General features: G+C 65.0%; 27 protein-coding genes. 15 read left to right on the top strand and 12 right to left on the bottom strand.

Annotated elements, in window-relative coordinates; genetic code table 11:
• The first annotated feature begins 20 nt into the window (after window positions 1-20).
• The 3 genes from CXY72_RS15950 to CXY72_RS20240 are packed head-to-tail and all read left to right on the top strand — an operon-like array spanning window position 21 to window position 1,868.
• Window positions 21-941 carry an AEC family transporter gene (locus CXY72_RS15950; protein ID WP_104128671.1) on the top strand — a complete coding sequence of 307 codons (921 nt, stop codon included), beginning with the start codon at window positions 21-23 and terminating at the stop codon, window positions 939-941.
• Between the two features lie 16 nt (window positions 942-957).
• Window positions 958-1,680 carry a fumarylacetoacetate hydrolase family protein gene (locus CXY72_RS15945; protein ID WP_104128670.1) on the top strand — a complete coding sequence of 241 codons (723 nt, stop codon included), beginning with the start codon at window positions 958-960 and terminating at the stop codon, window positions 1,678-1,680.
• 11 nt (window positions 1,681-1,691) lie between these two features.
• The gene (locus CXY72_RS20240) at window positions 1,692-1,868 is read left to right on the top strand and encodes a hypothetical protein (RefSeq protein WP_233197893.1); all 177 of its coding nucleotides are present in this window, start codon (window positions 1,692-1,694) and stop codon (window positions 1,866-1,868) included.
• 110 nt (window positions 1,869-1,978) lie between these two features.
• Here the strand turns inward: CXY72_RS20240 and CXY72_RS20235 are convergent, their stop codons facing one another.
• The 3 genes from CXY72_RS20235 to CXY72_RS20230 form a co-directional block, all read right to left on the bottom strand.
• On the bottom strand, window positions 1,979-2,215 hold the full coding sequence (locus CXY72_RS20235; protein WP_233197892.1) for a GntR family transcriptional regulator: 237 nt from the start codon (window positions 2,213-2,215) through the stop codon (window positions 1,979-1,981).
• Between the two features lie 32 nt (window positions 2,216-2,247).
• Window positions 2,248-3,453: an acyl-CoA dehydrogenase family protein gene (locus CXY72_RS15935; protein WP_104128669.1), complete on the bottom strand. Its 1,206-nt coding sequence runs from the start codon at window positions 3,451-3,453 to the stop codon at window positions 2,248-2,250.
• 282 nt (window positions 3,454-3,735) lie between these two features.
• Window positions 3,736-3,858: a CoA transferase gene (locus tag CXY72_RS20230; RefSeq protein ID WP_233197891.1), complete on the bottom strand. Its 123-nt coding sequence runs from the start codon at window positions 3,856-3,858 to the stop codon at window positions 3,736-3,738.
• A gap of 252 nt (window positions 3,859-4,110) precedes the next feature.
• Between CXY72_RS20230 and putP the strand changes: the two genes are divergently transcribed.
• Window positions 4,111-5,613, top strand: coding sequence for a sodium/proline symporter PutP (gene putP, locus CXY72_RS15930; protein WP_104128668.1), 1,503 nt, complete (start codon window positions 4,111-4,113; stop codon window positions 5,611-5,613).
• 27 nt (window positions 5,614-5,640) lie between these two features.
• On the opposite strand, the gene CXY72_RS15925 is transcribed toward putP, so the two are convergent.
• Window positions 5,641-6,477: an exodeoxyribonuclease III gene (locus tag CXY72_RS15925; RefSeq protein WP_104128667.1), complete on the bottom strand. Its 837-nt coding sequence runs from the start codon at window positions 6,475-6,477 to the stop codon at window positions 5,641-5,643.
• A gap of 124 nt (window positions 6,478-6,601) precedes the next feature.
• Here CXY72_RS15925 and CXY72_RS15920 point away from each other — a divergent pair, with 124 nt between their 5' ends.
• Complete coding sequence (locus tag CXY72_RS15920) at window positions 6,602-7,603, top strand: TIGR03557 family F420-dependent LLM class oxidoreductase (protein WP_104128666.1); 1,002 nt, start codon at window positions 6,602-6,604, stop codon at window positions 7,601-7,603.
• A 48-nt stretch (window positions 7,604-7,651) separates the two neighbouring features.
• Window positions 7,652-8,434, top strand: a complete 783-nt coding sequence (locus CXY72_RS15915) for a coenzyme F420-0:L-glutamate ligase (protein WP_104128890.1) — start codon at window positions 7,652-7,654, stop codon at window positions 8,432-8,434.
• Here CXY72_RS15915 and CXY72_RS19645 read toward each other — a convergent pair.
• Complete coding sequence (locus tag CXY72_RS19645) at window positions 8,431-8,595, bottom strand: hypothetical protein (RefSeq protein ID WP_158252606.1); 165 nt, start codon at window positions 8,593-8,595, stop codon at window positions 8,431-8,433. The genes CXY72_RS15915 and CXY72_RS19645 overlap by 4 nt on opposite strands.
• A 20-nt stretch (window positions 8,596-8,615) precedes the next feature.
• Here CXY72_RS19645 and cofC point away from each other — a divergent pair, with 20 nt between their 5' ends.
• Window positions 8,616-9,299, top strand: a complete 684-nt coding sequence (gene cofC, locus CXY72_RS15910) for a 2-phospho-L-lactate guanylyltransferase (protein WP_104128665.1) — start codon at window positions 8,616-8,618, stop codon at window positions 9,297-9,299.
• 31 nt (window positions 9,300-9,330) lie between these two features.
• Here the strand turns inward: cofC and cofD are convergent, their stop codons facing one another.
• From cofD to CXY72_RS15885, 5 genes are all read right to left on the bottom strand, one after another.
• Entirely contained in the window at window positions 9,331-10,308 is a 978-nt protein-coding gene (gene cofD, locus CXY72_RS15905) for a 2-phospho-L-lactate transferase (protein ID WP_104128664.1), read from the bottom strand.
• A complete protein-coding gene (locus CXY72_RS15900; protein ID WP_104128663.1) occupies window positions 10,305-11,093 on the bottom strand; it encodes an ABC transporter ATP-binding protein in 789 nt (262 codons plus the stop codon). Before CXY72_RS15900 ends, cofD begins: the two co-directional genes overlap by 4 nt.
• A complete protein-coding gene (locus CXY72_RS15895) occupies window positions 11,084-12,100 on the bottom strand; it encodes a putative F420-0 ABC transporter permease subunit (protein WP_104128662.1) in 1,017 nt (338 codons plus the stop codon). The genes CXY72_RS15900 and CXY72_RS15895 overlap by 10 nt, the downstream gene beginning before the upstream one ends.
• Before the next feature lie 22 nt (window positions 12,101-12,122).
• Window positions 12,123-13,112: a putative F420-0 ABC transporter substrate-binding protein gene (locus CXY72_RS15890; RefSeq protein WP_104128661.1), complete on the bottom strand. Its 990-nt coding sequence runs from the start codon at window positions 13,110-13,112 to the stop codon at window positions 12,123-12,125.
• A 163-nt stretch (window positions 13,113-13,275) separates the two neighbouring features.
• The gene (locus tag CXY72_RS15885; RefSeq protein ID WP_104128660.1) at window positions 13,276-14,643 is read right to left on the bottom strand and encodes a PLP-dependent aminotransferase family protein; all 1,368 of its coding nucleotides are present in this window, start codon (window positions 14,641-14,643) and stop codon (window positions 13,276-13,278) included.
• A gap of 151 nt (window positions 14,644-14,794) precedes the next feature.
• On the opposite strand from CXY72_RS15885, the gene CXY72_RS15880 reads away from it, so the two are divergent.
• The 5 genes from CXY72_RS15880 to CXY72_RS15860 are packed head-to-tail and all read left to right on the top strand — an operon-like array spanning window position 14,795 to window position 21,030.
• Window positions 14,795-15,658, top strand: coding sequence for a nitrilase-related carbon-nitrogen hydrolase (locus CXY72_RS15880; protein WP_104128659.1), 864 nt, complete (start codon window positions 14,795-14,797; stop codon window positions 15,656-15,658).
• 24 nt (window positions 15,659-15,682) lie between these two features.
• Window positions 15,683-17,116, top strand: coding sequence for a dihydropyrimidinase (gene hydA, locus CXY72_RS15875; protein ID WP_104128658.1), 1,434 nt, complete (start codon window positions 15,683-15,685; stop codon window positions 17,114-17,116).
• 8 nt (window positions 17,117-17,124) lie between these two features.
• Window positions 17,125-18,192 (top strand): TIGR03842 family LLM class F420-dependent oxidoreductase, encoded by a 1,068-nt coding sequence (locus CXY72_RS15870; protein WP_104128657.1) that lies wholly within the window; start codon window positions 17,125-17,127, stop codon window positions 18,190-18,192.
• Window positions 18,185-19,534 carry an aspartate aminotransferase family protein gene (locus CXY72_RS15865; RefSeq protein WP_104128656.1) on the top strand — a complete coding sequence of 450 codons (1,350 nt, stop codon included), beginning with the start codon at window positions 18,185-18,187 and terminating at the stop codon, window positions 19,532-19,534. The genes CXY72_RS15870 and CXY72_RS15865 overlap by 8 nt, the downstream gene beginning before the upstream one ends.
• Entirely contained in the window at window positions 19,531-21,030 is a 1,500-nt protein-coding gene (locus CXY72_RS15860) for a CoA-acylating methylmalonate-semialdehyde dehydrogenase (protein ID WP_104128655.1), read from the top strand. Before CXY72_RS15865 ends, CXY72_RS15860 begins: the two co-directional genes overlap by 4 nt.
• 16 nt (window positions 21,031-21,046) lie before the next feature.
• Here CXY72_RS15860 and CXY72_RS15855 read toward each other — a convergent pair whose 3' ends face one another.
• The gene (locus CXY72_RS15855) at window positions 21,047-21,961 is read right to left on the bottom strand and encodes a LysR family transcriptional regulator (RefSeq protein WP_104128654.1); all 915 of its coding nucleotides are present in this window, start codon (window positions 21,959-21,961) and stop codon (window positions 21,047-21,049) included.
• A 312-nt stretch (window positions 21,962-22,273) separates the two neighbouring features.
• A complete protein-coding gene (locus CXY72_RS15850; protein WP_104128653.1) occupies window positions 22,274-23,056 on the bottom strand; it encodes an IclR family transcriptional regulator in 783 nt (260 codons plus the stop codon).
• 194 nt (window positions 23,057-23,250) lie between these two features.
• Between CXY72_RS15850 and CXY72_RS15845 the strand changes: the two genes are divergently transcribed.
• From CXY72_RS15845 to argE, 3 genes are read left to right on the top strand one after another with little or no spacing between them, the layout of a single operon-like run.
• Complete coding sequence (locus CXY72_RS15845) at window positions 23,251-24,081, top strand: Asp/Glu racemase (RefSeq protein WP_233197890.1); 831 nt, start codon at window positions 23,251-23,253, stop codon at window positions 24,079-24,081.
• A gap of 9 nt (window positions 24,082-24,090) precedes the next feature.
• The gene (locus CXY72_RS15840; protein ID WP_104128652.1) at window positions 24,091-25,449 is read left to right on the top strand and encodes an SLC13 family permease; all 1,359 of its coding nucleotides are present in this window, start codon (window positions 24,091-24,093) and stop codon (window positions 25,447-25,449) included.
• Window positions 25,416-26,666, top strand: coding sequence for an acetylornithine deacetylase (gene argE, locus CXY72_RS15835; protein WP_233197889.1), 1,251 nt, complete (start codon window positions 25,416-25,418; stop codon window positions 26,664-26,666). The genes CXY72_RS15840 and argE overlap by 34 nt, the downstream gene beginning before the upstream one ends.
• Window positions 26,667-26,681: the final 15 nt, after the last annotated feature.

Below are 26,681 nucleotides of genomic sequence, written 5' to 3'. Positions count from 1 at the left end.
CACGCCCTAGGATCGTCAGAATGGGCGGTGTTGTGGTCGGTTTTTCGATTATCGGGTTTGTGATCCTGATCGGGTACTTTGTCGAGCGATTCGGCATTGCCGGGGTGGGCGCAGGCCGGGTACTCAACCGTATGGCCTTCTTCGTCGCAACTCCCGCGCTGCTGTTCACCGTGCTTTCCCACGCGGACGTGTCGGTGCTCTTCTCTAAATTTCTGGTCACCATTGTCTGCACCATCGTGGTCGGCGTGCTCATCTACATCGCCCTCGCGCGGCTGTTCTTTCGAACGCCGCTGGCCGAGACTGTGCTCGGTGCGTCGAGCGCGACCTACGTCAACGCCAACAACATCGGTCTGCCCGTGGCCATCTACGTGCTCGGCAGCGCCCAGTATGTGGCTCCCGTGCTGCTGCTGCAGCTGGTGATTCTGGCACCTGCCATCCTGGCCGTGCTCGACATGACCACCCGAGGACGGGCCTCGTTCGGGTCGATCGTGACACAGCCGTTTCGAAACCCGATGATTCTCGGCTCGCTAGCCGGCGTGCTCGTAGCGGCCTTCGGAATCACGGTTCCAGCCCCGATACTCGCACCGTTCGAACTGATCGGCGGAGCCGCCATTCCCCTGGTGCTGCTGTCGTTTGGCATGTCGCTGCACGGCCAACGACTGCTGAAGGCCGGAACCGGACGCAAACAGGTCGTAGCAGCCACCCTGATCAAGGTCGTACTGATGCCGACTATCGCGTTTCTGTTCGGACGCTTCGTCTTCAGCCTTGAGGGCGCCGAACTATTCGCTGTAGTCGCCGTGTCAGCGTTGCCGACCGCGCAGAACATCTTCAATTTCGCCTCGCGTTACGATCGAGCCCTGGTTGTCACGCGGGACACCGTTTTACTCACCACGATTCTGTCGATGCCCGCTTTGCTCGTGATCGCGGCCCTGCTCGCCTGAGTCCCGAAAGGACCGCATGACTACTTCTGGCCCGTTCACGGCACCCGAACCCACGAGCTTGCCGATCGTCGGCTCGGCTGAGCGCTTCTACGTGCACCGGGTGTATTGCGTCGGCCGCAACTACGCCGCGCATGCCCGGGAGATGGGCAATGACCCTGAGCGTGAGGCGCCGTTCTTTTTCGCGAAGCCAGCCGACGCCGTGTTCGCGGTCGACGAGGGCGTTTCCGCATACAAGGTCGCTCCGCACACGGTTCCTTTTCCGCCAGAGACCGACAACCTGCACTATGAGATGGAGCTCGTGGTCGCGATCGGCGTCGGCGGCGCCGATATCGCCAGAGCGGATGCCCTCACCCACGTCGTCGGTTACGGCGCCGGTGTCGACCTCACCCGGCGAGACCTGCAGGATGCTGCCAAGGCGCTGCGTCGTCCGTGGGATCTCGCCAAGGGCTTCGATTTCTCCGGACCCTGCACGCCGCTCGTCACCGCCAACGCTATCGGCCATCCCGCTTCGGCTCGAATCTGGCTCAGCGTCGACGGTGAGACCCATCAGGACGGCGACCTTGCCGACCAGATCTGGCCCGTGCCCGACGTGATCGCCGCTCTATCGAGGTTTGTCACCTTGCGGCCCGGTGATCTCATCTTTACCGGCACTCCCGCCGGTGTCGGCCGAATTGAGCCGGGAAGCGTCGTTACCGCCGGCATTGACGGGGTCGGTGACCTCACCTTTCGCGTGGTCTGACCGCAGCCTCAATGCTCCAGCAGCGCACCGAGGGCAGTCATTGCATGGCCGCGATGCTCATCCAGCAAAAGGATGACCAACTCGCCATCACCGGCGGCGAACGCGTTGACGATCCCAGCGTGTTCGCCTTCGACCAGCGCCCGGTTACCGGGATCCTCATAGTAAAGCCGGCGGTAGGCTTCGGTTGAATCTCAGAGCGCGCGCAGAATACGTTCGAGCCGCGGAAGCCCGGCGCTTGTCACAAGCACGAAGTGAAACCGCCGGTAGACCTCGATCAGGTCGGCGAGGGACAGCTCGGTCACCCGGTAGCCGTAATGCGGCTCGTGCACGACATGCCCTCGGATTCGAGCGTGTTGTGCGCCTCGAGCACCGGAACCCGGCTGACGCCGAGGCGTTCGGCCAGGTCTTCCTGCCGCAATGGCTGGCCGGGAACCAGCTCGCCGACGGCAATCAGCCGGCGAAGCTCACCGAGCACGAACGCCGGAACGGTCGGCGGGCGCTTTGTTGGATGCTGGGTTCGCTCGGGGGAAGGCACGGTGAAAACCCTAACTCAACGAATAAGGCGACTCAGCGAAACGCCGCGATGCCGGTGATTTGCTGGCCGAGAATGAGGGTGTGCACCTCGTCGGTGCCCTCGTAGGTGCGCACGCTCTCCAGATTGTTGGCATGTCGCATCGGGGAATAGTCGAGGGTGATGCCGTTCCCGCCGAGCATCGCACGAGCCTCGCGGCAGATGGCAATGGCTTCGCGGCAGTTGTTGAGCTTACCGAACGAGATCTGGTGCGGGGCGAGCGTGCCGGCGTCCTTGAGTCGGCCGAGCTGCAATGCAAGCAGGGTGCCCTTATTGATTTCGAGGGCCATGTTCACCAGCTTCTGCTGGGTGATTTGGAAGCCGGCGAGCAGTGTGCCGAACTGCATCCGCTCTTTCGAGAAGGCCAGCGCGGTGAGGTAGCTGTCGCGGGCCGCGCCCATGACGCCCCAGACGATGCCGTATCGGGCCTCGTTCAGGCATTCGAATGGTCCGCGCAGGCCGCGTGCCTGGGGCAGCATCGCCGAGTCGGGTAGGCGCAGCTCGGTCAGCTGAATCTCACATTGAATCGAGGCACGCATCGAGAGCTTCTGCTCGATCGGCGTCGCCAGGAAACCGGGAGTATCGGTGGGCACGACGAAGCCGCGGATCCCCTCATCCGTCATCGCCCAGATGATCGCGACCTGTGCGACCGAGGCCAGGCCGATCCAGCGCTTGATGCCGTTGATCACCCAGTCGCTGCCGTCACGGCGCGCAAAGGTGGTCATGCTGGCCGGGTCGGAGCCGGCACTGGGCTCGGTCAGCCCGAAGCAGCCGATCACCTCACCGGTGGCCATGCGCGGCAGCCACTCCTTCTTCTGATCCTCGGAGCCGTGCTTGTGGATAGCGCTCATCGCGAGCGAGCCCTGCACACTCACAAAGGTGCGCAGCCCGGAGTCGCCGGCCTCCAGTTCGAGAGCGGCGAGTCCGTATTCGACCGCGCTGCGTCCGGGACAGCCATAGCCCGTGAGGTGCATGCCGAGCAGACCGAGTTTGGCCATCTGCGGAATGATTTCGAGCGGAAAGACCGCTTTCTCATACCACCCGGCGATGTTGGGCTTGATGGTGGTGTTGACGAACGCTCGCACCTCGCCCCGCAGAGCGGTCTCGGTCTCGGTCAGCAGGGAATCGATGCCCACGAGGTCGGCGGCATCGGTCAGGTCGGTTTCGGTCGGTTCGGCATTGCTCAGGGCGGCAGCGGGCATGAGTCGTCTTTCGGTCGGTGAAGCGGATGCTTACGGTCGGTTTCTAGGATCGGTCAGGCTGCGCGGCGCTCAGCAAGGCCGGTTATCGAAGAATGTGGCACCGGTGTGCTCGCCGAGCGGGGCGACGGAGCGCGTCTTGAGTTGTTTCTTGAGCAAGGACTTGAGCACGGTGCGGTGCACGAGGCGGTTCGCGTTGGTTCAAAGCGGGCGTCGCCGCTAAGTTCGGGTAGCCCGACCATCTGCAGGAGGGTGCTGAACTGCAGGAGGGTGCTGAACTGTTTGTCAGTGCCGACGGCGCTCCACCCTCAGCGTGGCAAATGGCCCGGCGAGCACGCGGGAAAAATCGGCAACACGGATGCCGTCCAGCGGCCCGGTCGTGAGGGTTGCGTCAACATTCCCAATCATCTGGATACTGTATCCAATTCTGTCAACCGACGGAGGGGATTGCGGGGCCGTCGGCCGTGTGAGGTCATTCTGGACGGGCTGAGTGCAACCTTGGGCAGGGGGTAAGCCCCTCTGTCACCAAACGGTTACGTAGGCAAATGGGTGGTCAAACGTGGCATAAAGCCCGTATTTCTGCGAGACTGAAGTTTTGACCTTGCCCGCAACGCGGGTAATCACGTCCTGTACGTCGGGCATCCCAACAAAGGAATCCCATTGACGGATCAAACATTTCAGATAATCGCGATCGTTTTATACCTTGCTGGCATGGTCGCCATCGGGTATTTTGCTTTTCGGCAGACCAAAGATCTTGACGACTATATGCTCGCCGGCCGCGGCCTCAAACCCGGTACCGCTGCGCTGAGCGCCGGCGCTTCCGATATGTCCGGCTGGCTGCTGCTCGGACTTCCCGGAGCCATCTATGTGTCCGGCCTCGTCGAGGCCTGGATCGCGATCGGCCTCACCATCGGTGCCTGGTTGAACTGGAAGTTCGTTGCTCCGAGGCTGCGTTCGTACACCGAGGTATCGAACAACTCGATCACCATTCCGAGCTTCTTCGAAAACCGGCTCAAGGACACGTCGCGCCTGTTGCGGGTCGTCTCCGGCATCATCATCCTGGTGTTCTTCACGTTCTATGTGTCGTCCGGCATGGTGGCTGGCGGCGTGTTCTTCGAGGAGTCCTTCGGCTCCACATTCCTCACCGGCATGCTGATCGTGGCCGGCGTCACCCTGCTCTATACGCTATTTGGCGGTTTCCTTGGAGCGACTCTTACCGACGTCGCCCAGGGCCTGCTCATGCTCGTCGCGCTGATTGCGGTTCCGCTCGTAGCTCTCAACGCCACCGGCGGCATCACCGCCACCCTCGACTCCATCCGCGAAGTTGATCCGAACCTGCTTTCCCTCACCGCTGGTGGGTCCGTTCTGGGCGTTATCTCGGCCGCGGCCTGGGGCCTTGGCTACGTCGGCCAGCCGCACATCATCGTGCGGTTCATGGCCATGCGCACCCCGCAGGATGCCAAGGCCGGCCGCCGCATCGGAATCGGATGGATGATTCTCACCGCTCTTGGTGCCGTAGCCACGGCGCTTATCGGCATCGCGTACTTCCAGCAGAACCCCGACCTATCGCTCGCGAATCCGGAAACGGTCTTCCTGCTGCTTTCGCAGACCCTGTTCCACCCGTTCATCGCCGGCCTCGTGCTGGCTGCGGTGCTGGCCGCCATCATGAGCACCATCTCCTCACAGCTGATCGTGTCATCCTCGGCACTGGTTGAGGACCTGTATCGAATCGTCGGCAAGGAGGCCTCCCCGAAGCAGCTAGTCACGTTCGGACGCCTCGGCGTGCTGGTCGTGGCGGTCGTTGCCGGGCTCATCGCCCTGCAGCAGAATTCGACCATTCTTGACCTGGTCGGCTTCGCCTGGGCCGGTTTCGGAGCTGCCTTCGGACCGGTCGTCCTCCTCTCCCTGTACTGGAAGAAGCTGTCCACCGCCGGTACGCTGGCCTCCATGACCACCGGTGCCGTCGTCGTCTTCGTCTGGGGCAACTCCGCGCTCGGCGACATCCTGTACGAGATCGTGCCCGGCTTCGCTGCCAGCCTGATCGTGGCCGTTGTCGTTTCCCTCGCGACCTACAAGCCCAACGCTGACATCGACGCCGAGTTCGATGCCGCTGCCGAACAGGCCCACCCGAAGTACCAGGCACGGGAGAAGATCTCCGCGTAGCACGTAGCACGTAGCCGGCCGAAGGATTTAGAAAATCATCGGGCGATCGTCGTCATCGCCGCCGAGGTCGAGGTCCACGAGCACCGGCACGTGGTCGCTCGGCGCGTCGCCCTTGCGTTCATTGCGGTGGATGCTGGCATCCGTCACGAGGTCGGCAAAGGCTGGCGAGCCGAGGATGAAGTCGATGCGCATGCCCTCGTTGCGCGGAAATCGCAGCTGCTTGTAGTCCCAGAAGGTGAAACCCTCCGGCACGATCGGCCGCACGACGTCGGTCAGGCCGGCCTGCTCGAAGGCGTCGAACGCTTTGCGTTCCTCCGGCGAGATGTGGGTCGAGGTGCCGGGCACGAAGCTCGGGTCACCCATGTCTTCGTCGCGGGGCGCGACGTTCCAGTCGCCCATCATCGCCAGGGCGAGCGCGGGGTGCCGGCTCAGTTCCTCGGCTGCGTGGGCCTCGAGGGCGTTCAACCAGGCCAGTTTGTAGGAGTAGTGCGGGTCGCCGAGAGCGCGCCCGTTCGGCACGTACAGGCTCCAGAGCCGCAGGTCATTCACGGTCACACCGAGCGCGCGCGCCTCGAGCGGCTGATCGGGACCGACGGCACCTTTTTGGAAGCCGGGCATATTCGGAAAAGCGGTGACGACATCCGTCATCGGTTCGCGGCTGGCAAACGCCACGCCATTCCACTGGCTCAGACCGTGAATGGCGAGGTCGTAGCCGGCGTCTTCGAACACCTGGAACGGAAACTGTTCGGGCTTGCACTTGATCTCCTGCATCGCGAGAACGTCGATGTCCTCACGTTCCAGCCAGTCGACGATACGCCCGGAACGAGCACGAACTGAGTTGACGTTCCAGGTGGCGATGCGCATGCTTCCAGCCTATAAGGCGCCGAGCGGATGCCGCCCCGCGGTATCGAATGCAGTTCTCCTCAGGGTGCGATTGAATAGGGTGCGAGTGAATCAGTAGAAAATCTTGAGGCGCAGGAAGGGCACAATGACGCAGTTGCAGATTGGCTACGCGGCCATGTTGGAGCAGTTCGCACCGGCTGAGGCGGTCGCGCTCTCGGCGTACGCCGAGGAGCATGGTTTCACCGGCGTCATGGCGGCCGATCACTTTCAACCGTGGGTACCGGCCCAGGGCCAGTCGAGTTTCGTCTGGAGCGTACTCGCCGCCATTGCCGAGCGCACCACGGGCGATTTCGGTCCCGGCGTGACCGCCCCGACTTTTCGCTGGCACCCGGCCATGGTGGCCCAGGCCTCCGCGACCCTCGCCTCGATGTATCCCGGCCGGCACTGGCTCGGTCTCGGCAGCGGTGAGGCCCTGAACGAGCACATCGTTGGTGGTTACTGGCCGGAAGCACCCGAGCGCATCAATCGCATGTTCGAGGCAATCGAAATCATCTCGAAGCTGTTCGCCGGGTCGATCGCGGGCAAGGATGTCAAGCACTCCGGCCAGTTCTTCAAGCTCGAGTCGACTCGGCTGTGGACCATGCCCGAGGTGGCCCCCGAGATTTTGGTCGCCACCGCCGGCCCGGTCACCGCCAAGCGTGCCGGTAAGCTCGCCGACGGCCTCATCACGGTCGGTGCCCCGCTGGAGAAGATCTCGATGCTGTTCGGCAAGTTCGACGACGGTGCCCGCGAAGCCGGCAAGGACCCCTCGATCATGCCCAAGGTGCTCCAGCTGCACATGAGCTGGGCCGAGAGCGACGAAGAGGCCATGACCAGCGCGCTGCACGAGTGGCCGAACGGTGGCATGAAGTTTCCGAAGGGCGACATCCGTTCGCCGTTCGAGTTCGAGCAGATGGCCAAGCTGGTGCGCCCGGAAGACTTCGAGGGTCGCCTGATCATCTCAGCCGACCCCGACGAGCACCGCAAGTACATCCAAAAGTTCGTCGACCTCGGCTTCGATCGCATCTACCTGCACAACGTGGGTCGCAACCAGAAGCAGTGGATCGACGTTTTTGGGGCATCCGTTCTGCCGAAGCTCGTTCGGTAGATGACGCACGATTCGCAGCCCGACGCTGCCGCCGCCGAAGTGGGCGCTATGGAACTGTTCGGCCTCAAGGTGTTCACGCTCGGTGGATTCGGCGAGATTGAGGCCGGCGACGACCTTGCCGGTCTGATCGCGGAGGCGGCGCAGTCACGCCTGCTCGACGGCGACATTGTGGCAGTTACCAGCAAAATCGTCTCAAAAGCCGAGGGTCGCGTCGTCGCGGCGGTGGACCGGGAGCAGGCAATCACCGACGAGACGGTGCGCGTCGTGGCGTCGCGGGCGTACCCCGGCGGGGTCACTCGCATCGTCGAAAACCGCCAGGGCCTGGTCATGGCCGCAGCGGGCGTCGACACCAGCAACGCGCCCGATGGCGTGGTGCTGCTACTGCCGGTTGATCCGGATTCATCTGCGCGCATCATCTGCGCGGCCCTCCGTGAGCGCACCGGGCTGCGGCTCGGCGTGCTGGTGACCGATACCGCCGGACGCCCCTGGCGGGAAGGCCAGACTGACCTGGCCATTGGCGCAGCCGGCTTCGCGGTACTCGACGACCTGCGCGGCACAGCGGATACCTCCGGCCGCCGCCTCGATGTCACCGTCGCGGCCGTCGCCGACGAGATCGCTGCCGCTGCCGATCTGGTCAAGGGCAAGACCAGCGGCAACCCGGTCGCCGTGGTACGCGGACTCGGCCGCCTGGTCGGTGACCTGGCGCTCTCCGGCGCTCGGGCGCTGCAACGCCCGAGCGACAGCGACATGTTCCGTCTCGGCACGGCGGAGGCCTGTGCCGAGGGGTACGCCGAGGGGTATGCCGCCGGCTTCGCGGCCGGAACGGCCTAGATCGAGATCGTGAGGGCTTCGATCAGGCCGCTCTCGGTGTGGAGCGTGAAACGGTAGTTCTGCTCGACGCTGCGGCCCGAAAAGTTGCCCTCGACGCGGGTGACAACGGTCGTCGTATGGTTGCAGTCGACCCGTGAGGCTACCGCGCCCCGAGTGCGCACGACGCTGCTAGCGTTTTACTATGGACCAGACCTGCGGCGCAGCCGACCGAAGGCCGTCGGCGCTTTCGGGCACGGCGAGCTGGGTGGTCGTCGTTCCCATCAAGGGAAGCCCGGAAGCGAAGAGCCGACTCGGGGCTGGGGCCCAACGGGCAGCGTTCGCCGATGCGTTCGCGCTCGACACGGTGGCGGCTCTGGTGGCCGCATCCGTTGTGGAGCGCGTGTTCGTGGTGACCCCGAGTGCGCGTGTGGGCGCGCTGCTCGCCGGGCTCGGCGCGGTCATCGTGCGTGAGGCGGCGGGAGCTGAAACGGGGCATGCCCGGTTGAATACTGCGATCATGCAGGGCATCGCTGCCGCCCGACTGAGCCAGCCTGACGCGCACCTGGCCGTGCTGACCGGGGACCTGCCCGCCCTGCGCCCGGCCGACCTCGACGACGCTTTCGCGCTCGCCGCCCAGCACCCGCGGTCTGTGGTGCCCGACGCCGAAGGCGTGGGAACGACGAGTTTGTTCGCCCGTGCTGGCATCGTGTTCACGCCGCAGTTCGGTGTCGGCTCACGCGCCGCGCACCAGGCCGCCGGACACGTTGTGCTTAACCTGTCGTCCACTTCGACGCTGCGCCACGATGTCGATACCGTTGTCGACCTCGACGTGGCCCGGGCGTTCGGGTTCGGCCCGCACACGAGCGCGCTGCTCGCCGGGCTCTAGTTCACAGGGCTGTAGTTCACCGGGCTGTAGTTCACAGGGCGAGTACGGCGGCGGCCATCGCGGTCGTGGCGGTCAGGCCCCTCATCCACAGTGGCGCCGCAGCAGAGCGGATGCCGGCGGCCGCCAGCGCGGGCAGCGCCGCGGCATCCGTTTCATCGACGAGCCAGGCGTCCAGCAGCCCGCCTCGATTGCGGGAGCCGTAGTGCAGTCCGACGGCAAGGGCGCTCGTTTCGACTCCGATCGTGCGCAGGCAGGCATCGGCCATACCGCGCACGGCCGCGTCGCCGATGATCGGGGATACTCCGACCACCCGGGCGGTCGTGGAACGCAGGGCGTCGCGAACGCCGGGCACGGCCAGAATTGTGCCGATCGATACGACCGGGTTTGAAGGTGGAAGCACGATGAGGTCGGCCGTTCGGATGGCCTCACGCACGCCGGGCGCTGCAACCGCGTCGGCCAGCCCGCGCTGCTCGAAACCGGTTACGGCCACCCGGGCCCGGTAACGCACCCACCATTCCTCAAAATGAATATAATCACCGGCTGCGTGCTCATCCACATTCTCAGCGAGGCATACGTGGGTCTCGACGGGCTGGTCGGTCATCGGCAGTAACTGCACCCCGGGCTGCCAGCGTCGGCAGAGAAACGCGGTTGCCTCGCTGAGGGTCGACCCGTTTCGCAGCAGATCGGTACGCACGATGTGCGTGGCGAGGTCGAGATCGCCGAGCGTGAACCATGACCAGCCCCGGCCGTAGGCGGCGATCTCCGATGAGGCCCGTTGGGTTTCCTCGGGACGGCCCCACCCCTGCTCCTCGTTGATGCCGCCGCCGAGGGTGTACATGACGGTATCGAGGTCGGGGCAGATGCGCAGCCCGTCGAGCCACATGTCGTCGCCGGTGTTCACGATCACCGTCACGGCTGCGTCGGGGGCGGCCGCGGCGAGGTGGGCCAGCAGCCCGCGGGTGAAGCGGGCGCCGCCGACGCCGCCGGCCAGCACGGTGACGTTCCTCATGAGTTGCCCTTCGACGTGGCGGCGGAGTACACGATGACCGGATGCCCGCCGCGCGGGTGTTGCACAATGAAACAGTCCACGCCGTAGACCTCGCCGATGATCTCGGGGGTGAGGACCTCTTCGGGGGTGCCCGAGGCTACGAGCCGGCCGCCATCGAGCAGCAGAAGCTGGTCGCAGTACGCCGCCGCGAGGTTGAGGTCGTGCAAGGCCATGATTGCCGTCACTGTGAGCTCACGCACCTGCCCCAGCAGAGCGAGTTGGGCGCTGACGTCGAGGTGGTTGGTCGGTTCGTCGAGCAGCAACAGGCTCGGCTGCTGCGCCATGGCCCGGGCAATCTGCACGCGTTGCTGCTGCCCGCCGCTCAGGGTCTGCCAGTACCGGTCGGCCAACGGCGCCGCGCCGACGGCCTCGAGGGCGCTGAAGGCGACGGCGCGGTCGTCGTCACCGCCGAACGACCCCATCAGCTTGGTGCGGTGCGGGATGCGGCCGAGCAGCACGACGTCGAGCACGGTCAATTCCACGCTCGGCGCCGCATTCTGTTCGAGCAACGCGATCCGGCGGGCCGCTTCGCGCCGGGGCAACGACCCGACCGAGGTGCCGTCGAGGGAAACAGCGCCGGTATCCGCTTTGTCGATGCCGGCGATGAGCCGCAGCAGGGTGGATTTGCCGGCACCGTTCGGACCGAGCAGACCGGTGACGCTGCCGGTGGGCAGTGACGCCGAGACGTCCCGCAGAATTATGGTGTCGTCGATGGTGAACGACAGCTGGTCGAGGTCTACGCCCACAGGTGCGACTTCTTTCTCTTGATCAGCAGAATAAAGACGGGCACGCCAATGAACGCGGTGATGATGCCCACCGGCAGTTCGCGCGGATCGAACACCGTGCGTGCGAGCGTGTCGGCGATGACCAGGAACAGCGCGCCGCAAACCGCTACCAGCGGCAGCAGCCGGCGGTGCCCCGGGCCGCTGACGCCGCGCACGAGGTGCGGCAGAATAAGCCCGACGAATCCAATCGACCCGCTGACGGCCACCATCGCCCCGGTCAGCAGCGCGACCGATCCGAGCAGCGCCCAGCGGGTGCGGTTCACGTTGATGCCCAGGCTTGCCGCCGAGGTATCACCGAAGGCGAAGGCGTCCAGCCGGGTCGCCGACAGCAGGATACCCGTGCCCACGACGGCCACGGCCGTCGCGGCGATCGCAACGCTCTGCCAGGTGGCGCCAGCCACCGAGCCGAGCAGCCAGTTGAGGATCTCGCGGTAAGAGTCGCCCTTGGCGGCCCAAAAGATGATGAATGATGTCAGGGCGCCGGCGAGCTGCGCGATAGCGAGTCCCGCCAATACGGCTCGCACCGGCGTGATCGTGCCGCCGACCTTGGCGATGCTCAGCGTCGCGACGAGGGCGAGTAGTGCGCCGGCAAAAGCCGCCGCCGGCAGAAAAAAGCCGATTCCGAGAATCACAACGCAGACCGCGCCGACGGATGCCCCGCTCGAAAGCCCGAGCAGGTACGGGTCGGCGAGGGGGTTACGCGTCACGCTCTGCATCACGGCGCCGCTCAGCGCAAGGCCGGCGCCGACCAGCGCAGCCGTGAGCACGCGCGGCAGCCGCAGCTGCCAGACGATGGAGTCGATGAGGAGCGGAACCGGTTCCGTCGCGACACCGAGGTGGGCGCCGATGCTGCTCATCACCTGTCCAAGGGACACGGCGGCCGGCCCAATGGTCACCGCCACCCCGCACCCCAGAATCAACGTGATGGTGGCCGCGAGGAGCCACCCGAGGTACCTGCTCCGGGTCACCGCAGTTCCCGACTGGACCAGGTCACTCGTTCAGGTCGGCTAGCTGGATGATCGCGGAGGACGCCGCTTCTACATTGCGGATACCGGCCTCGGTCGAGGCAAACGGCAAGATGATGTAGCGCTGGTTCTTCACGGCATCGAGCACCTGGGTGGCCGGGTCCGATTCGAGGTGGGCGATCTTCGAGGCGGCCGTGTTCCACGTGGCGTCGACCACCACAATGACACTCGGGTTGGCCTCGATGACCGATTCCCAGCCCACCGAGGTCCAGGTGTCTTTCACGTCAGCGAAGATGTTGCTCAGGCCGGCGGCCTGCATGATCATTTCCGGCGAACCGATGCCGGCGCCGACGTAGGGAGTCGTGGTACCGCTGGAGTACCAGAGGGCCGAGGTGTCCGTGGAGGCCGGTTCGAGCGCGGCCAATTCGTGCTGCAGGGCGCTGACCAGGTCGGCGGCTGCGGGCGCTGCCCCAAAGATTGCGCCAGCCTCCTCAATTTCGGCGAACACGGTGTCGAAGGTGAGTGGGTTCGGCATCCGCTCGCCCTTGCAAGCCGCGGGGGAGACGTAGGTTCCCACGCCGAGAGCCGTGAGGGCGTCACGTTCTCCCGCGCCGTCCGCAGTGAAATTGGATTCCCAGCCCCCGTAGATGAAGTCGGGGTTCAGCCCGAGCACGGCCTCCTGACCCGGCAGAAAGTCGCTGATCACGTTGAGGTCGGCGCCTGTCGTTGCGAGCGACTCTGGCACCGGGCCGTCGAGAAAGGCTGAACCCACGATGCGGTCACCGACGCCGAGGGCCAGTAGCAGTTCGGTCGCCGACGATTTGATCGACACGATGCGTTCGGGGGCGGCCGTGACGGTAACGCTCGTGCCGCAATTGTCGACGGTGATCGGGTAGTTCGCGCTGGCTGCCGGCGCGTCAGTGCTGGTGGTGGCGGGGGCGACCGTGGCGGCGCATCCGCAGAGCAAGAGGGATGCAGCGGCCAGTGCGGCGAGGCGCGCGACAGTTCGTGGCATGGGGTTTCTTTCGACTCTGTGCGGCCCCATGCTCCAGGCAAATCAGGCGCAGACTGGCACGCTGTTGGTGACACAGCAGTGGTGGACCTCAGCCCAAATCCAGGCCAGCAGAACCGGTCAAAGCAAACCGGTGGTCTGCCTCAACCCTAGGCCCCCGGCAGGGCTACGACCAGCGCGCAGCGACCGGATGCACAGCGGCATCACGCGGATGCGCCGCGGCGAAGAGCGCCTCAGCTACAGGTCGTATGTCGTCGGGCAGGGCGCCGGCAGTCACTCGAATGAACTCGGGGCCACCGGTGTTCGCCAGGAACGGCGAGCCACCGGCCACGCGAATGCCCGACGCAGCGAGATGCACCATGGCGTCACGTTCGCTGTGCACCGGCAGCCAGGTGTTGATGCCGTCGGCCTGCACCACGTCGAGCCCGAACTCGGCCAGGGCGTTGGCGAGGGCACGCTGGCGGGCGAAGTAGATGCGGCGGGCCTCGCTGACCTGCGCCATGCTCTCACCGTTGGTGAGCAGGTCGTGCAAAATGGTCTGCAGCATGCGGCTGGTCCAGCCGGGGCCGAGCATGCGCCGTGACACGATCGGGTCGATGAGCGCGGCCGGCCCGCCGAGGGCGGCAATGCGCAGGTCGGGGCCGTGCGATTTGGAAAAGCTGCGCACGTGCAGCGTGCGCTCCGGCAGCCAGACGCCAAGACTCACGTCGGGTGCGATGCTGATCTCGGCGGAATGGTCATCTTCGATCACGATGGTGTCAGCGCTCGCCGCAGTCGTGCGCAGCAGCCGGGCCAGTTCTTCGGCCCGATGCGCTGTCATCGACGCTCCGGTGGGGTTGTGCGCGCGCGGCTGCAACAGCACAACCGCCGGGCCGAGCTGCAGTGCTGCAGCGAAGCCGGCCGGAACGATGCCGTGCTCGTCCACGGCGACCGGTAACCGCTCGAGCCCGCGCTGGTCGAGCAGGTCGAAGAACGGCGGAAACGACGGGTTCTCCACGATGACCCGGTCACCGAAGTGGGTCACCGCGTCGAGGCTGCGCGAGATGGCGTCGAGGGCGCCGTCGACGATGGTGATGGAATCGACCGGGTAGGGCCACGAAACCCGCAGCACGTCGAGCAGCTCGGGAATAATCGACAGATCCTGATAGCTCGGCGTCACCGCCCGCTGGGAAACCCGGGAGAGCGCGGGCCCCAGCTTCGGCAATAACTGTGGGTCGGGCGTGCCGCGCGAGAGATCGAGGCGAACCGCGCCAACCGCGCCAATCATGGACTGGCTGCGGGCCGGCAGCCACTGGGGCGCGGTGTCCTGCACGAAGGTGCCGCCGCGCCCGCGTGACGTGATCAGGCCGACCGCGGAAAGCGCCTGCCAGGCGTGGCTGACCGTGGCGGGGCTCACGCCGAGCTCGCCGGCCAGCACTCGAACGGTGGGCAAGCGGTCGCCCGGTGCGAGCCGACCGGAGGCAATCAGCCGGCCGATGGCCGCGGCAATCCCAGCGGGGGAGCGCTGCTCGATCTCGCCGATAAAGTTCTGCATTGCCCTTGCCTCCGGGTGCGCTGGCCGACAGGATAACTAATGCGTGCGATACATAGAAAAACACATTTGAAATGTTTACGTCAATGAATAACAACACGAACAGCGCGGTTCGTGTTGCCTTTGACGAACGAAAGCAAGTGGAAGGCACAGCATGAGTGTTGACAGTGGAAACATCGTTCGAACAGTGATCACCCAGGCCACCTGGACCGGCGACGAAGAATCCATGATCCAAAAGCACGAGGGTTTCGTGCGTACCGCGGCCGCCCAGGGCGTACAGGTCATCTGCTTTCAGGAACTCTTTCACGGCCCCTATTTCGGCATCGTGCAGGACGCCAAGTACTACGACTACGCTCAAGCCGTGCCGGGCCCTATCGTCGAGCGCTTTCAAAAGCTCGCCGCCGAATTCACGATGGTCATCGTTGTGCCGATCTACGAAGAAGAGCAGCCCGGCGTACTCTACAACACCGCAGCGGTCATCGACGCCGACGGAACCTACCTCGGCAAATACCGCAAGCACCACATCCCCCACCTGCCGCAGTTCTGGGAAAAGTTCTACTTTCGCCCCGGCAACACCGACTACCCGGTCTTCGACACGAAGTACGGCAAGATCGGCGTCTATATCTGCTACGACCGCCACTTTCCCGAGGGCTGGCGCGCACTCGGCTTGAACGGCGCCGAGATCGTGTTCAACCCCTCGGCCACCAAGCCTGGCCTGTCCAACCGCCTGTGGGAGCTCGAGCAGCCGGCCGCCGCCGTGGCCAATCAGTACTTCATCGGCGCCAACAACCGCATCGGCAACGAGAAAGCCGAGTTCGGCGACGAGGCCGTGACTTTCTATGGCAGCTCCTACTTCGTCGATCCCATGGGCAACTATGTGGGGGAACGAGCCTCGACCGACACCGAGGAGATCGTCGTGCGCGACCTCGACCTCGGCGTGATCCGTGAGGTGCGCAACTCCTGGCAGTTCTATCGCGACCGCCGCCCCGACTCCTACGAGCCCCTCGTTGCGCCCTAGCTGCCACGGATTAGAGCGGATGCCATGAAGACTTTGATCAAGAACGGCACCGTGGTCAACGCCACGGGCCGAGGGCTCGCCGATGTGCTGATCGACGGTGAGAAAATCGCCGCGGTGCTCGCGCCCGGCGCGAACCTGCTCGGCTTCGATGTGGCGGCCAATGTCGACCGCGTCATCGACGCCGGCGGCAGGTACGTCATCCCCGGGGGCATCGACGCCCACACCCACATGGAGATGCCGTTTGGGGGCACCCAGGCCAGCGACACCTTTGAAACCGGCACCCGCGCCGCCGCCTGGGGCGGCACCACGAGCATCGTCGACTTCGTCGTGCAGTACGCCGGCGAGAGTGTGCTCGAGCGCTACGCCGCCTGGCACGAGAAGGCCTCCGGCCAGTGTGCCATCGACTATGGTTTTCACCAGATTCTCTCCGACGTGCAGGACAGCTCCCTCACCGCTATGGACGAACTCGTGAACGAGGGCGTCTCGAGTTTCAAACTGTTCATGGCCTACAAGGGCGTGTTCCTCAGTGACGATGGCCAGATCGTCAAGGCCATGCAGCGGGCTGCCCAGAACGGCAGCATGATCATGATGCACGCCGAGAACGGCAGCGTCATCGATCTGCTCGTGCAGCAGGCGGTCGCTGCCGGCCAGACGAGTCCGCTCTACCACGGGCTCACCCGACCCTGGCAGGCCGAGGAAGAAGCCACGCACCGGGCGATTATGCTCGCCGACCTCACCGGAGCACCCCTCTACATAGTGCATGTCTCAGCCCAGCAGGCCGTGGCCCAGATTGCACAGGCCAGGGACAACGGCCAGAACGTGTTCGGCGAAACCTGCCCGCAGTACCTCTACCTCTCGCTCGAGGACAATCTGGGCGCAGAGAGCGACGAGTGGGGCCGTTTCGAGGGGGCCAAGTGGGTCTGCTCCACGCCGCTGCGCGCCAAGGCTGATGGGCACCAGCATCACATGTGGCAGAGCCTGCGCACCAACGATATCCAGATGGTCTCCACCGACCACTGCCCGTTTTGCATGAAGGGTCAGAAAGACCTGGGACTGACCGACTTCTCCAAGATTCCCAACGGCATCGGCTCGGTCGAACACCGCATGGACCTCCTGTACCAGGGAGTGGTCGATGGCAAGATCTCGCTCGAACGCTGGGTCGAGGTGTGCTCCACCACCCCGGCGCAAATGTTCGGCATGTACGGCCAGAAGGGTGTGATCGCGCCCGGCGCCGACGGCGACGTGGTGATCTACGACCCGAACGGGCACACGTCCATCGGTGTGGAAAAGACACACCACATGAACATGGACTACTCCGCCTGGGAGGGCTACGAGATCGACGGCCACGTCGACACCGTGATCTCCCGCGGCAAGGTCGTCGTCGACGATTTCACCTACCTCGGCACCAAGGGCGACGGTCGTTTCATCACGCGCGGCCTGAGCCAGTACCTCATCTAGGGGGAACCATGGATTTTGGAGCAGTGCTACAGACCAACCCGCCGTCGGCGCGCACCGTGCAACTGGCCAAACTGGCCGAGGCACACGGTTTCAGCCACGTCTGGACCTTCGACTCGCACCTGCTCTGGCAGGAACCCTATGTGATCTACAGCCGTATCCTGGCCGAGACCAGCACGATCATCGTCGGTCCCATGGTCACCAACCCGGCCACCCGCGACTGGACGGTCACGGCGTCGACCTATGCGACCCTCAACGAGATGTACGGAGACCGCACCATCTGCGGCATCGGCCGCGGCGACTCGGCCGTGCGCACCACCAACGGGGCCCCGACCACCCTGAAGACCCTGCGCGAGTCGATCCACGTCATTCGGGAGCTCGCCAACTCCCGCCCGGTCGAATACAACGGCGCCACGGTGCAGTTTCCGTGGAGCCGCGGCTCCAGGCTCGACGTGTGGGTCGCCGCTTACGGCCCGCTCGCGCTCAAGCTCGCCGGAGAGGTGGGCGACGGCTTCATCCTGCAGATGGCCGACCTCGATGTCGCCGAGTGGATGATAGCGAGCGTGCGCACCGCCGCCTCCAACGCCGGCCGCGATCCCCTGTCGATCAAGTTCTGCGTCGCCGCCCCCGCCTACATCGGAGCGGATTGGGAGCACATGCGCAACCAGTGCCGCTGGTTCGGCGGCATGGTCGGCAACCATGTGGCCGACATCGTGGCCAAGTACGGCGCCGATTCGACCGTGCCGAAGGCGCTCACCGACTACATCAAGGACCGTGCGGGGTACGACTACAACCAGCACGGCAAGGCCGGCAATGAGCACGCCGCTTTCGTGCCCGACGAGATCGTCGACCGGTTCTGCCTGCTTGGCACCGCAAAAAACCACATCGAGAAGCTCGAGGCGCTCAAAGAACTCGGTGTCGACCAGTTTGCCGGGTACCTGCAGCACGACAACAAGGAAGAAACGATGGGCGTCTACGGCGAGACCGTGATTCCGGCCATGACCGACACCATCACGGCCAGAAAACAGCATTCTTCATCTCCACCACCCACACAGAAAGCCAGCGATATCCGTGACTGACACCAGCACCAAAAGCCTCAATGCGCACACCAGCGCACTCGACCGCGCGCACGTTTTCCACTCCTGGTCGGCGCAGGCGGCGCTGAAGCCGCTCGTCATCGCCGGTGGGCTCGGCTGCCGCGTCTGGGATCACGACGGACGAACCTATCTCGATTTCTCCAGTCAGCTGGTGAACGTGAATATCGGCCATCAGCATCCGGCTGTCGTGAAAGCCATCACCGAGCAGGCCGCCCTGCTGACGACCATCGCGCCGACCACGGCCAATCTCACCCGCGGTGAAGCGGCCAGGCGCATCACCGACCGTGCCCCGGCCGGGTTCAACAAGGTCTTCTTCACCAGCGGTGGAGCGGATGCCAATGAGAACGCCATACGCATGGCCCGCCTCCATACCGGCCGCGACAAGGTGCTCTCGCTCTACAGGTCGTACCACGGCAACACCGGAGCGGCCATCGTCGCCACCGGCGACTGGCGCCGCATGCGCAACGAGTATTCGCGCGGCCATGTGCACTTCTTCGGCCCGTTCCTGTATCGCAGCGAATTCTGGGCGACCAGCGAGGCCGAGGAATGCGCGCGTGCCCTGCACCACCTCGAACGCGTCATCCAGAGCGAGGGCGTTGCGTCGATCGCCGCCATTCTGCTCGAGTCCATTCCCGGCACCGCCGGCATCATGATGCCGCCGGCCGGCTACCTGCCCGGTGTGCGCGCGCTCTGCGACAAGTACGGCATCATGCTCATCCTCGACGAGGTCATGTGCGGCTTCGGTCGCACCGGCCACTGGTTCGCGTTTCAAGCGTACGACGTCGTGCCCGACCTGATCACTTTTGCCAAGGGTGTCAACTCCGGTTACATACCCACCGGCGGTGTGATCATCTCCGATGCCATCGCGGCCACCTTCGACGAGACAGTCTTTCCCGGCGGACTCACCTACAGTGGGCATCCGCTCGCCATGGCGTCGATCGTCGGCGCGCTCGACGCGATGGAGGCCGAGGGCATCGTCGAGAACGCCGCCCGCATCGGTCGAGACGTGCTCGAGCCGGGCCTGAAGGCGCTGCAGGCACAACACCCGATTATCGGCGAAGTGCGCGGTGTCGGCGTCTTCTGGGCGCTCGAACTCGTGGCCGACCCGGTGACCCGCGAGCCGGTGAGTGCCGCCGTCATGACCCGGGTGAAGGGCGAACTGCTCGGCCGCGGCCTGCTGTCGTTCCTCGTGGAGAACCGCATCCACGTTGTGCCGCCCTGCGTCGTCACCGATGCGGAGGTGGCTGAAGCGCTCGCCATCTATGACGAGGTGCTCAGCCTCGACCTGCTTTCTCAACCGATCCACGGAAAGGCTCAACCATGACCGACGTCCCCACCATTTCGCACTACATCAACGGCGCAGCAGCCGTCGGTACTTCTTCGCGCACCGCGCCGGTGTTCAACCCGGCCACCGGCACAGTCGCCAAGAACGTGTTGCTCGCGAGCGCGCGCGACCTCGACGCCGCCGTCGCGGTCGCCCAGGCGGCCTACCCGGCCTGGCGCGATATGAGCCAGGCCCGCCGGCAGAGCATCATGTACAACTTTCGCGAGCTGCTCAATGCGCGAAAAGGTGACCTGGCCGACATTCTCACCGCCGAACACGGCAAGGTGACCTCCGACGCGCTCGGTGAGATCATTCGCGGGCTCGAGGTCGTCGAATTCGCGCTGGGCATGCCGCACCTGTCCAAGGGCGAGTATTCCGAGAACGTCTCGACCGGCGTCGACGTCTACACACTGCGCCAGCCGCTTGGCGTCGTGGGCATCATCAGCCCGTTCAACTTTCCGGCGATGGTGCCGCTCTGGTATTTTCCGATCGCCATCGCGGCCGGCAACACCGTCGTGCTCAAGCCGAGCGAGAAAGACCCCTCCGCGTCGAACTGGCTCGCCGAACTGTTCACCGAGGCCGGGCTGCCCGAGGGTGTGCTCAACGTCGTGCACGGTGACAAAGAAGCTGTCGACGCTCTGCTCGTGCACCCCGACGTACAGGCGATCTCCTTCGTCGGCTCGACGCCCATCGCCCGCTATATCTACGAGACGGCGGCCAAGCACGGCAAGCGTGTGCAGTCCCTCGGCGGCGCGAAGAATCACATGCTCGTGCTGCCAGACGCCGATCTCGACCTCACCGCGGATGCCGCCGTCAACGCCGGTTTTGGATCCGCCGGTGAGCGCTGCATGGCCATCAGCGTCATCGTGGCCGTCGAGCCGGTCGCCGACGACCTCATCATGAAGATCGCCGAACGGGTCACGGGCCTCACGGTCGGAGACGGCACCCGCGGCTGCGACATGGGCCCGCTGATCACGAAGGTGCACCGCGACAAAGTTGCCGGGTACATCGACATCGCCCAAAATGACGGAGCTGACATCGTCATCGACGGTCGGGATATCACAGTTGACGGTGACCCGAACGGTTTCTGGCTCGGCCCGACCCTGTTCGACAAGGTCAGCCTCGACTCGGCCGTCTACCTCGACGAGATCTTCGGACCCGTGTTGTCGATCGTGCGCGTGGCGACATACCAGGAGGGCCTCGACCTCATCAACGCCAGCCAGTACGGAAACGGCACCGCGATCTTCACCAACGACGGCGGCGCCGCTCGCCGGTTCCAGAACGAGGTGCAGGTGGGCATGATCGGCATCAATGTGCCCATTCCCGTGCCGGTCGCCTACCACTCCTTCGGAGGCTGGAAGAACTCGCTGTTCGGTGACGCCAAGGCTTACGGCCCCGCCGGGGTCAACTTCTTCACGCGCGAGAAGGCCGTGACGAGCCGTTGGCTCGACCCAAGCCACGGCGGTATCAACCTGGGCTTTCCTCAGAACCAGTAACGCCGCGAAGGCCGACCTATTTCACCGTGTGAGAATGTTGCACCTGCAACGCTTGGGCGCGAAGGGCGCCCAGTACGGTGCGCACCGCTAAGCGCTCCGCTCGGTCGGGGCGCATGAGCGCCACGATCTGGCGCTGGGATTCGACGCCCCGCAAGGGCTTCAATACGAGGCGGCCGGGCTGGCCCCCGCTGGAGGTGTAGCGCGGCACGAGGGCGATGCCAAGCCCGGCAATCACAAACGACTCGATCAAGGCGAGGTCGGCAAAGCGCTGCGCCATTGACAAGTGAGCGCCGGCTTCCTGCTCGATCGCGTGCAGAATACGCTCGAACGGGTAACCGTCGCTAACCCCGATCCAGGTCTCACCGATAAGGTCGCTTGGGCGCACCCAGGCGCGATCAGCAAGCGGATGCCCCACCGGCAGTCCCACATCCAGCGGCTTGTTCATCAGCGGAACGACCGTGAGGCCCCGGCCGGCCCAGGACAATTGTCCGCTGATCGAGTGGGCCAGCACAATGTCATACTCGGCGGTGAGGGCGGGAAAGTCGCTCAGTTCGGGGTCTTCGTCGGCGCAGTTGAGTACGAGCCCGGGCCCCAGGTCTTTAATCACCCCGGGCAACAGCATCTGACCGGCCGTCGGAAAGGTGACGAGGCTCACGTCGCCGGTGGCGTTGTTGCGAAATTCGTCCCAGAGCGCGGTTGCCTTCGCGAGCGACACCGCGACATCCGTTGCACTGCGAGCCAGGGCGCGGCCAGCATCGGTGAGTACGAGGCCACGCCCGTGCCGCTGGGTGAGCTGCAGGCCAGCTTCGCGCTCGAGCACCTTGAGTTGCTGGGAGACGGCCGAGGGTGTGCGGTGCGTGGCGAGGGCGACGGCCGTGATGCTGCCGCGGTCGGCGAGTTCACGGAGCAGTTCGAGTCGCTGCACGTCCATGTAGCTAGTCTAAATAATTCATGCAGAAAAAAGCGATTGTGCTGCACGGTCAGGGGTGGTCGAATAAGAGAGTCTTACACGAGCAGTGTCGCCTCCGTGCCGGGCCAGTCCACTTCTTGTGAAAGGCACCTCGTGTTCATTCTTACCGCCATCGTGCTCGTTGCCGTTGTTTCAATCATTGCCCTCGTCGTCGAGGTACACCGCGATGGCTACCGCCAGGTCGAGCGTCGCAACCTCGTTCGCATCTTCTAGCAGAAGCCTCTTGCATCGAGGCCTGGCCCCTCGGCTGTACCCCGTCACGGGGCGGGAGTTCTACCCGCGCACGGCCGAGTCGTAGCCCAAGCGACGACTCGCCTCGATCGACGCCCGGGCCACAAGCGGGCCGAGTCGGTCGACGTCGTCGGGCGTGACCCTCTGGGTGGGAAAGCCCAGGCCGATAGCCCCGGCTAGCTCGCCCATGTGTGTAAAGACGGGTGCGCTGATGGAGCCCACGCCGGGGTTGCGCTCGCCGAAGGCGGCGTAGTAGCCCTGCGCGCGCGCGCTCGTGACCTGGGCATCGAGGAGTGCCAAATCGGTTGGCGTGGAACCCGTGAATGCCTCGAGATCAGACCTCTCGATGGCGGCGCGGGCGTCCGGATCGAAGGCGAGAAAAATCTTTCCGGGAGCGCCGGCGTGCAGCGGCATGACCATGCCGACCATGAACGGCCGGATCACCACGTGCCGCGTCTCGGCTACGGCCACGATGGTGCGGAAGGCGCCGTCGCGAACGTAGAAGCATGCCGTCTCGCCGGTCTCGTCGCGCAGGTCCTGCAGCACCGGCTTCACGAGCTGCACTGCGTCGAGGCCGAGCGTGCCGGGCGCAGCCCAGCGCACCACTGCGATTCCAATGCGGTACCGATCCTGATCGCGATCAAGTAGTCCCTCATGCACCATGTCCTGCACGAGGCGCTGGCAGGTGCTCGATGGCAGGCCGGTTTTCTTGATCACCTGCTGCAGGGTGAGTTCGGGGGCATCCACCCGGAAACAGTTGAGAATCTCGGTGATTTTGTGCAGCACCAGCGTGGGTGACCGACGATTCACCTGCTCCGTTGACACGATTGTTGCTCCTACTTAGCTGCTCTAGGCATCGACTCCAGAATAGGGCCGTGCCGGCTCCGACGGGTTGCCGCGCCTTGACAGAATCCAACGTAACCCACATGATGGGACTGCGACCTATCTGATGGGTTGCAACTTCAGCTCAGCCCAGCCCAGCTCAGTTCAGCTCAGTACACAACGACGTGGAGACAGCAATGACACCGTCCAACCTCATAACGGACCCCATGATGACTGCGAGCCGGCTCGGGTCCTCGCGAATCGGCCTGATCGTCCCGAGTTCCAACACAACCATGGAGACCGAGCTGCCGGAGCTTTTTCGTCGTCAGACCGCGGCAACCGGCCACAACTACACCTTTCACTCCGCCCGTGCCGCGCTGAAAAACGTGACGACAGAGGAATTGCTCGCTATGGCCGCGAAGGCTGCCGACTGCGCCACGGCCGTCTCCGACGCCGACGTGGACGTGATCGCGTATGCCTGCCTCGTGGCCGTCATGGCGCAGGGCCCCGGCGCGCACGAGCCGGCCGAGAACGTTATCCGCCAGGCGACCCTGGACAACGGTCACCCGGCCGAGGTGACGAGTAGTGCCGGCGCTCTCGTGCGCACACTGCAGCAGCTCGGCGCCCGCCGCGTGGTGATGGTCGCCCCGTACATGGAACCGCTCACCCAAATGGTGAGCGACTACATCGAGGGAGCGGGTATCGAGGTGCTCGACACTGTGAGCCTGGGCGTGGACGACAACCTGGCCGTGGGTTGTCTCAATCCGCTCGATCTGCCCGAGTTCGCGCGCAACTTGAAGCATGAGGGAGCCGACGTCATCGTGCTCTCAGCCTGCGTACAGATGCCCTCGCTTCCCGCCGTGCAGGCCGTCGAAGACGAGCTGGGCCTGCCCGTGATCACCGCGGCGACCGCGACCACCTGGGAAATCCTCCAGCTGCTCGGCCACACCCCGGCGATCCCGAACGCCGGCGGGCTGCTGGCCGGCACCCTGGCATCTCTGGTTCCTCGCATTCGCACCGCCGCGTAGGGCAGGGCCATGTCCATCGCACTCATCGCTTTCCTCGTGTTGATCGCGGCCTTCGCCATCGGCTCGTTCACCAAGATCAACGCCGGGCTCATCGCGCTCGTGGCGGCCTTCGGCGTCGGCACGCTCGTGGCTGGCCTGCCTATCACAGAGGTGATTAGCGAGTTCCCATCTGGCTTGTTCTTCGTTCTCGTGGGAGCGACGCTGCTCTTTGCCATTGTGCGTATCAACGGCACGATCGACCTGCTCGCCTACTGGGCCGAACGTCTCGCGGGTGACCGCAAGCTACTGGTACCCGTGCTCATGTTCCTGCTCACGGCCGTGCTCGCCACGGCGGGTGCCTTCACCCCGGCCGCGATCGCTATCGTGGCCCCGGTAGCGCTTGCGCTCGGTAGCCGCTTTGGAATCAGCACGCTGGCCATGGGCCTCGTTGTGGTGCAGGGCGCAAATGCCGGCGCGTTCTCGCCGGTCAACCCGTTCGGCGTGCTCGCGAACGTGATGCTGGACGATGCCGGCGCCAGCGCCGACTCACTCAAGCTCTTCATATATTGCTTCGTGTTCAATGCGCTTCTCGCCCTCGTCGCTTATGCGGCAGCGCAGAAGATCATGGGCGGGCGTCTTCGCCGTGCGGCCGCGCTGTCGGGCGACGGTACCCGCGAGATCGTGACGGGCGCCGGCGTCAGCGGCCCCGCCTCCGTGAAACAGGGGGGGACATCCGTTCTGACCCGCCCGGTGAAGGTGACACCCCGAAAGACAGCACCGGTGAAGGTCGCCGCGACGCCGATTCGGGTGCTCACGCTCATCGGCCTCGGGGCGCTGCTCGTACTCACGACCGTGCTCGGTATCGATGTGGGGGTGGCCTCGTTCGTGATCGCCCTCGCGCTCATCGTGGTGAACTCGAGCGTGCAGAAGGCGGCCGTGGAGAGCATGCCATGGTCGGCCATTCTGCTGGTCACCGGGATCGTCACCTATGTCGGCATGCTCGAAGCCATCGGTGCGCTCGAGGAACTGCAGAACGGTATCGCCGGGCTCGGTAACAGCTCGCTCGCGGCCCTCGTGACGAGTTATGTCGTGGCGATTGTCTCGGCGTTCGCGTCGACCACCGGCACCCTGAGCGTGATCAGTCCGCTCGTCACGCCCATCGCCGTCGACCCGCTGCTCAGCCCCATCGGTGTCATTACGGCAATCGCCATCAGCGCATCCGTGGTGGATGTCAGCCCCATGTCCACAAGTGGGGCACTGCTCATGGCCAGCGCCCCGCCCAAGGACGAGCGGCTATTCTTCCGCGCGCTGCTGGTCTGGGCTGTCGTCATGATCGCCGTCGTGCCCGTGCTCGTGTGGCTCTGCTTTGTGCAGCTCGGCATCGGCTAATCAGCACTCCTCCCTCGAAAGGTTTTCTCATCACTCACTCCACCGTTCTCGCGCCCACCACCCTCGCGTGGATCACCCGCCTGATCGCTTTCGACACCACCAGCCGCAACTCCAACCGGGAATTGATCGACGTGATCGACGCGGAGTTGCGGGAGCACGGGCTGGAGCCGGTGCTCGTACCCAACTCCGATGGTACGAAGGCCAACCTCGTGGTCACCATCCCGGCTCACGATGGGTCCACGACGGGTGGCGTGATGCTCGCAGGCCACACCGATGTGGTTCCCGTGGACGGGCAGGCGTGGAACAGCGACCCGTTCACCGCCGAGCTGCGCGACGACCGGCTGTATGGCCGGGGCGCCGCCGACATGAAGGCGTTCAGCGGTGTCATCCTGGCGTTGTTGCCCGAGCTTGTGTCACGGCCGCTTGCCACACCGCTGCACCTCGCGTGGACCTATGACGAAGAGGTGGGATGCCACGGGGCCATCACCCTGCTGGCCGACCTGGCCGCGCGGGGCATCCGACCGGAGATCTGCATAGTGGGGGAGCCGACCAGCATGCGGGCGGTCTCGGCGCATAAGAGCAGCCACCTGTATCGGGTGAGTTTCACCGGGCTCGCCTCGCACTCCTCCAACACACCCAATGGCGTCAACGCTATCGAGTACGCGGCCCGGGCCATAGCGTTCATCCGCTCGATCGCCGACGAGCACCGAGTGAACGGGCCCTTCGATCCCAGCTTCGAGGTACCGTACACAACCATTAACGTGGGCACGATTTCGGGCGGGGCGGCCGTGAACACGGTCGCCGAGCGATGCGATTTCGAATTCGAATTTCGCGCGATCCCGGGAGTGTCCTCCTCCGCGATCTTCTCCCGCATCGAAGACTTCGTACTCGGGGAACTACGCCCCGCGATGCGGGCCGAACATGCAACCGCCAACGTGTCGTTCGCCCCGATCGGCGCCGTTCCCTCCCTGAGCGCGGCCGGAACCGGAGCCGCGCTGCAGCTGGTGCACGAGCTCACCAAAACAAGCTCTGAAGAGACTGTCGGCTACGGCACCGAGGGTGGCCTGTTTCAGCTGGCCGGGATCGACACCGTGGTCTGCGGTCCGGGCAGTATCCGCCAGGGGCACACCGCGAACGAGTACATCGACCTGGCGCAAATCAGTGCCTGTGAAGATTTCCTGCGCGCACTCGCCGGGCACCTCGCGCACCAGCAGTGACCTGAACGCACCCCT

Origin of the sequence: Cryobacterium sp. Y57, from assembly GCF_002929505.1 — a bacterium.
Lineage (GTDB): Bacteria > Actinomycetota > Actinomycetes > Actinomycetales > Microbacteriaceae > Cryobacterium.
The sequence above is the reverse complement of the archived record's forward strand: the minus strand, read 5'-3'. Positions and strand labels throughout refer to the sequence as shown.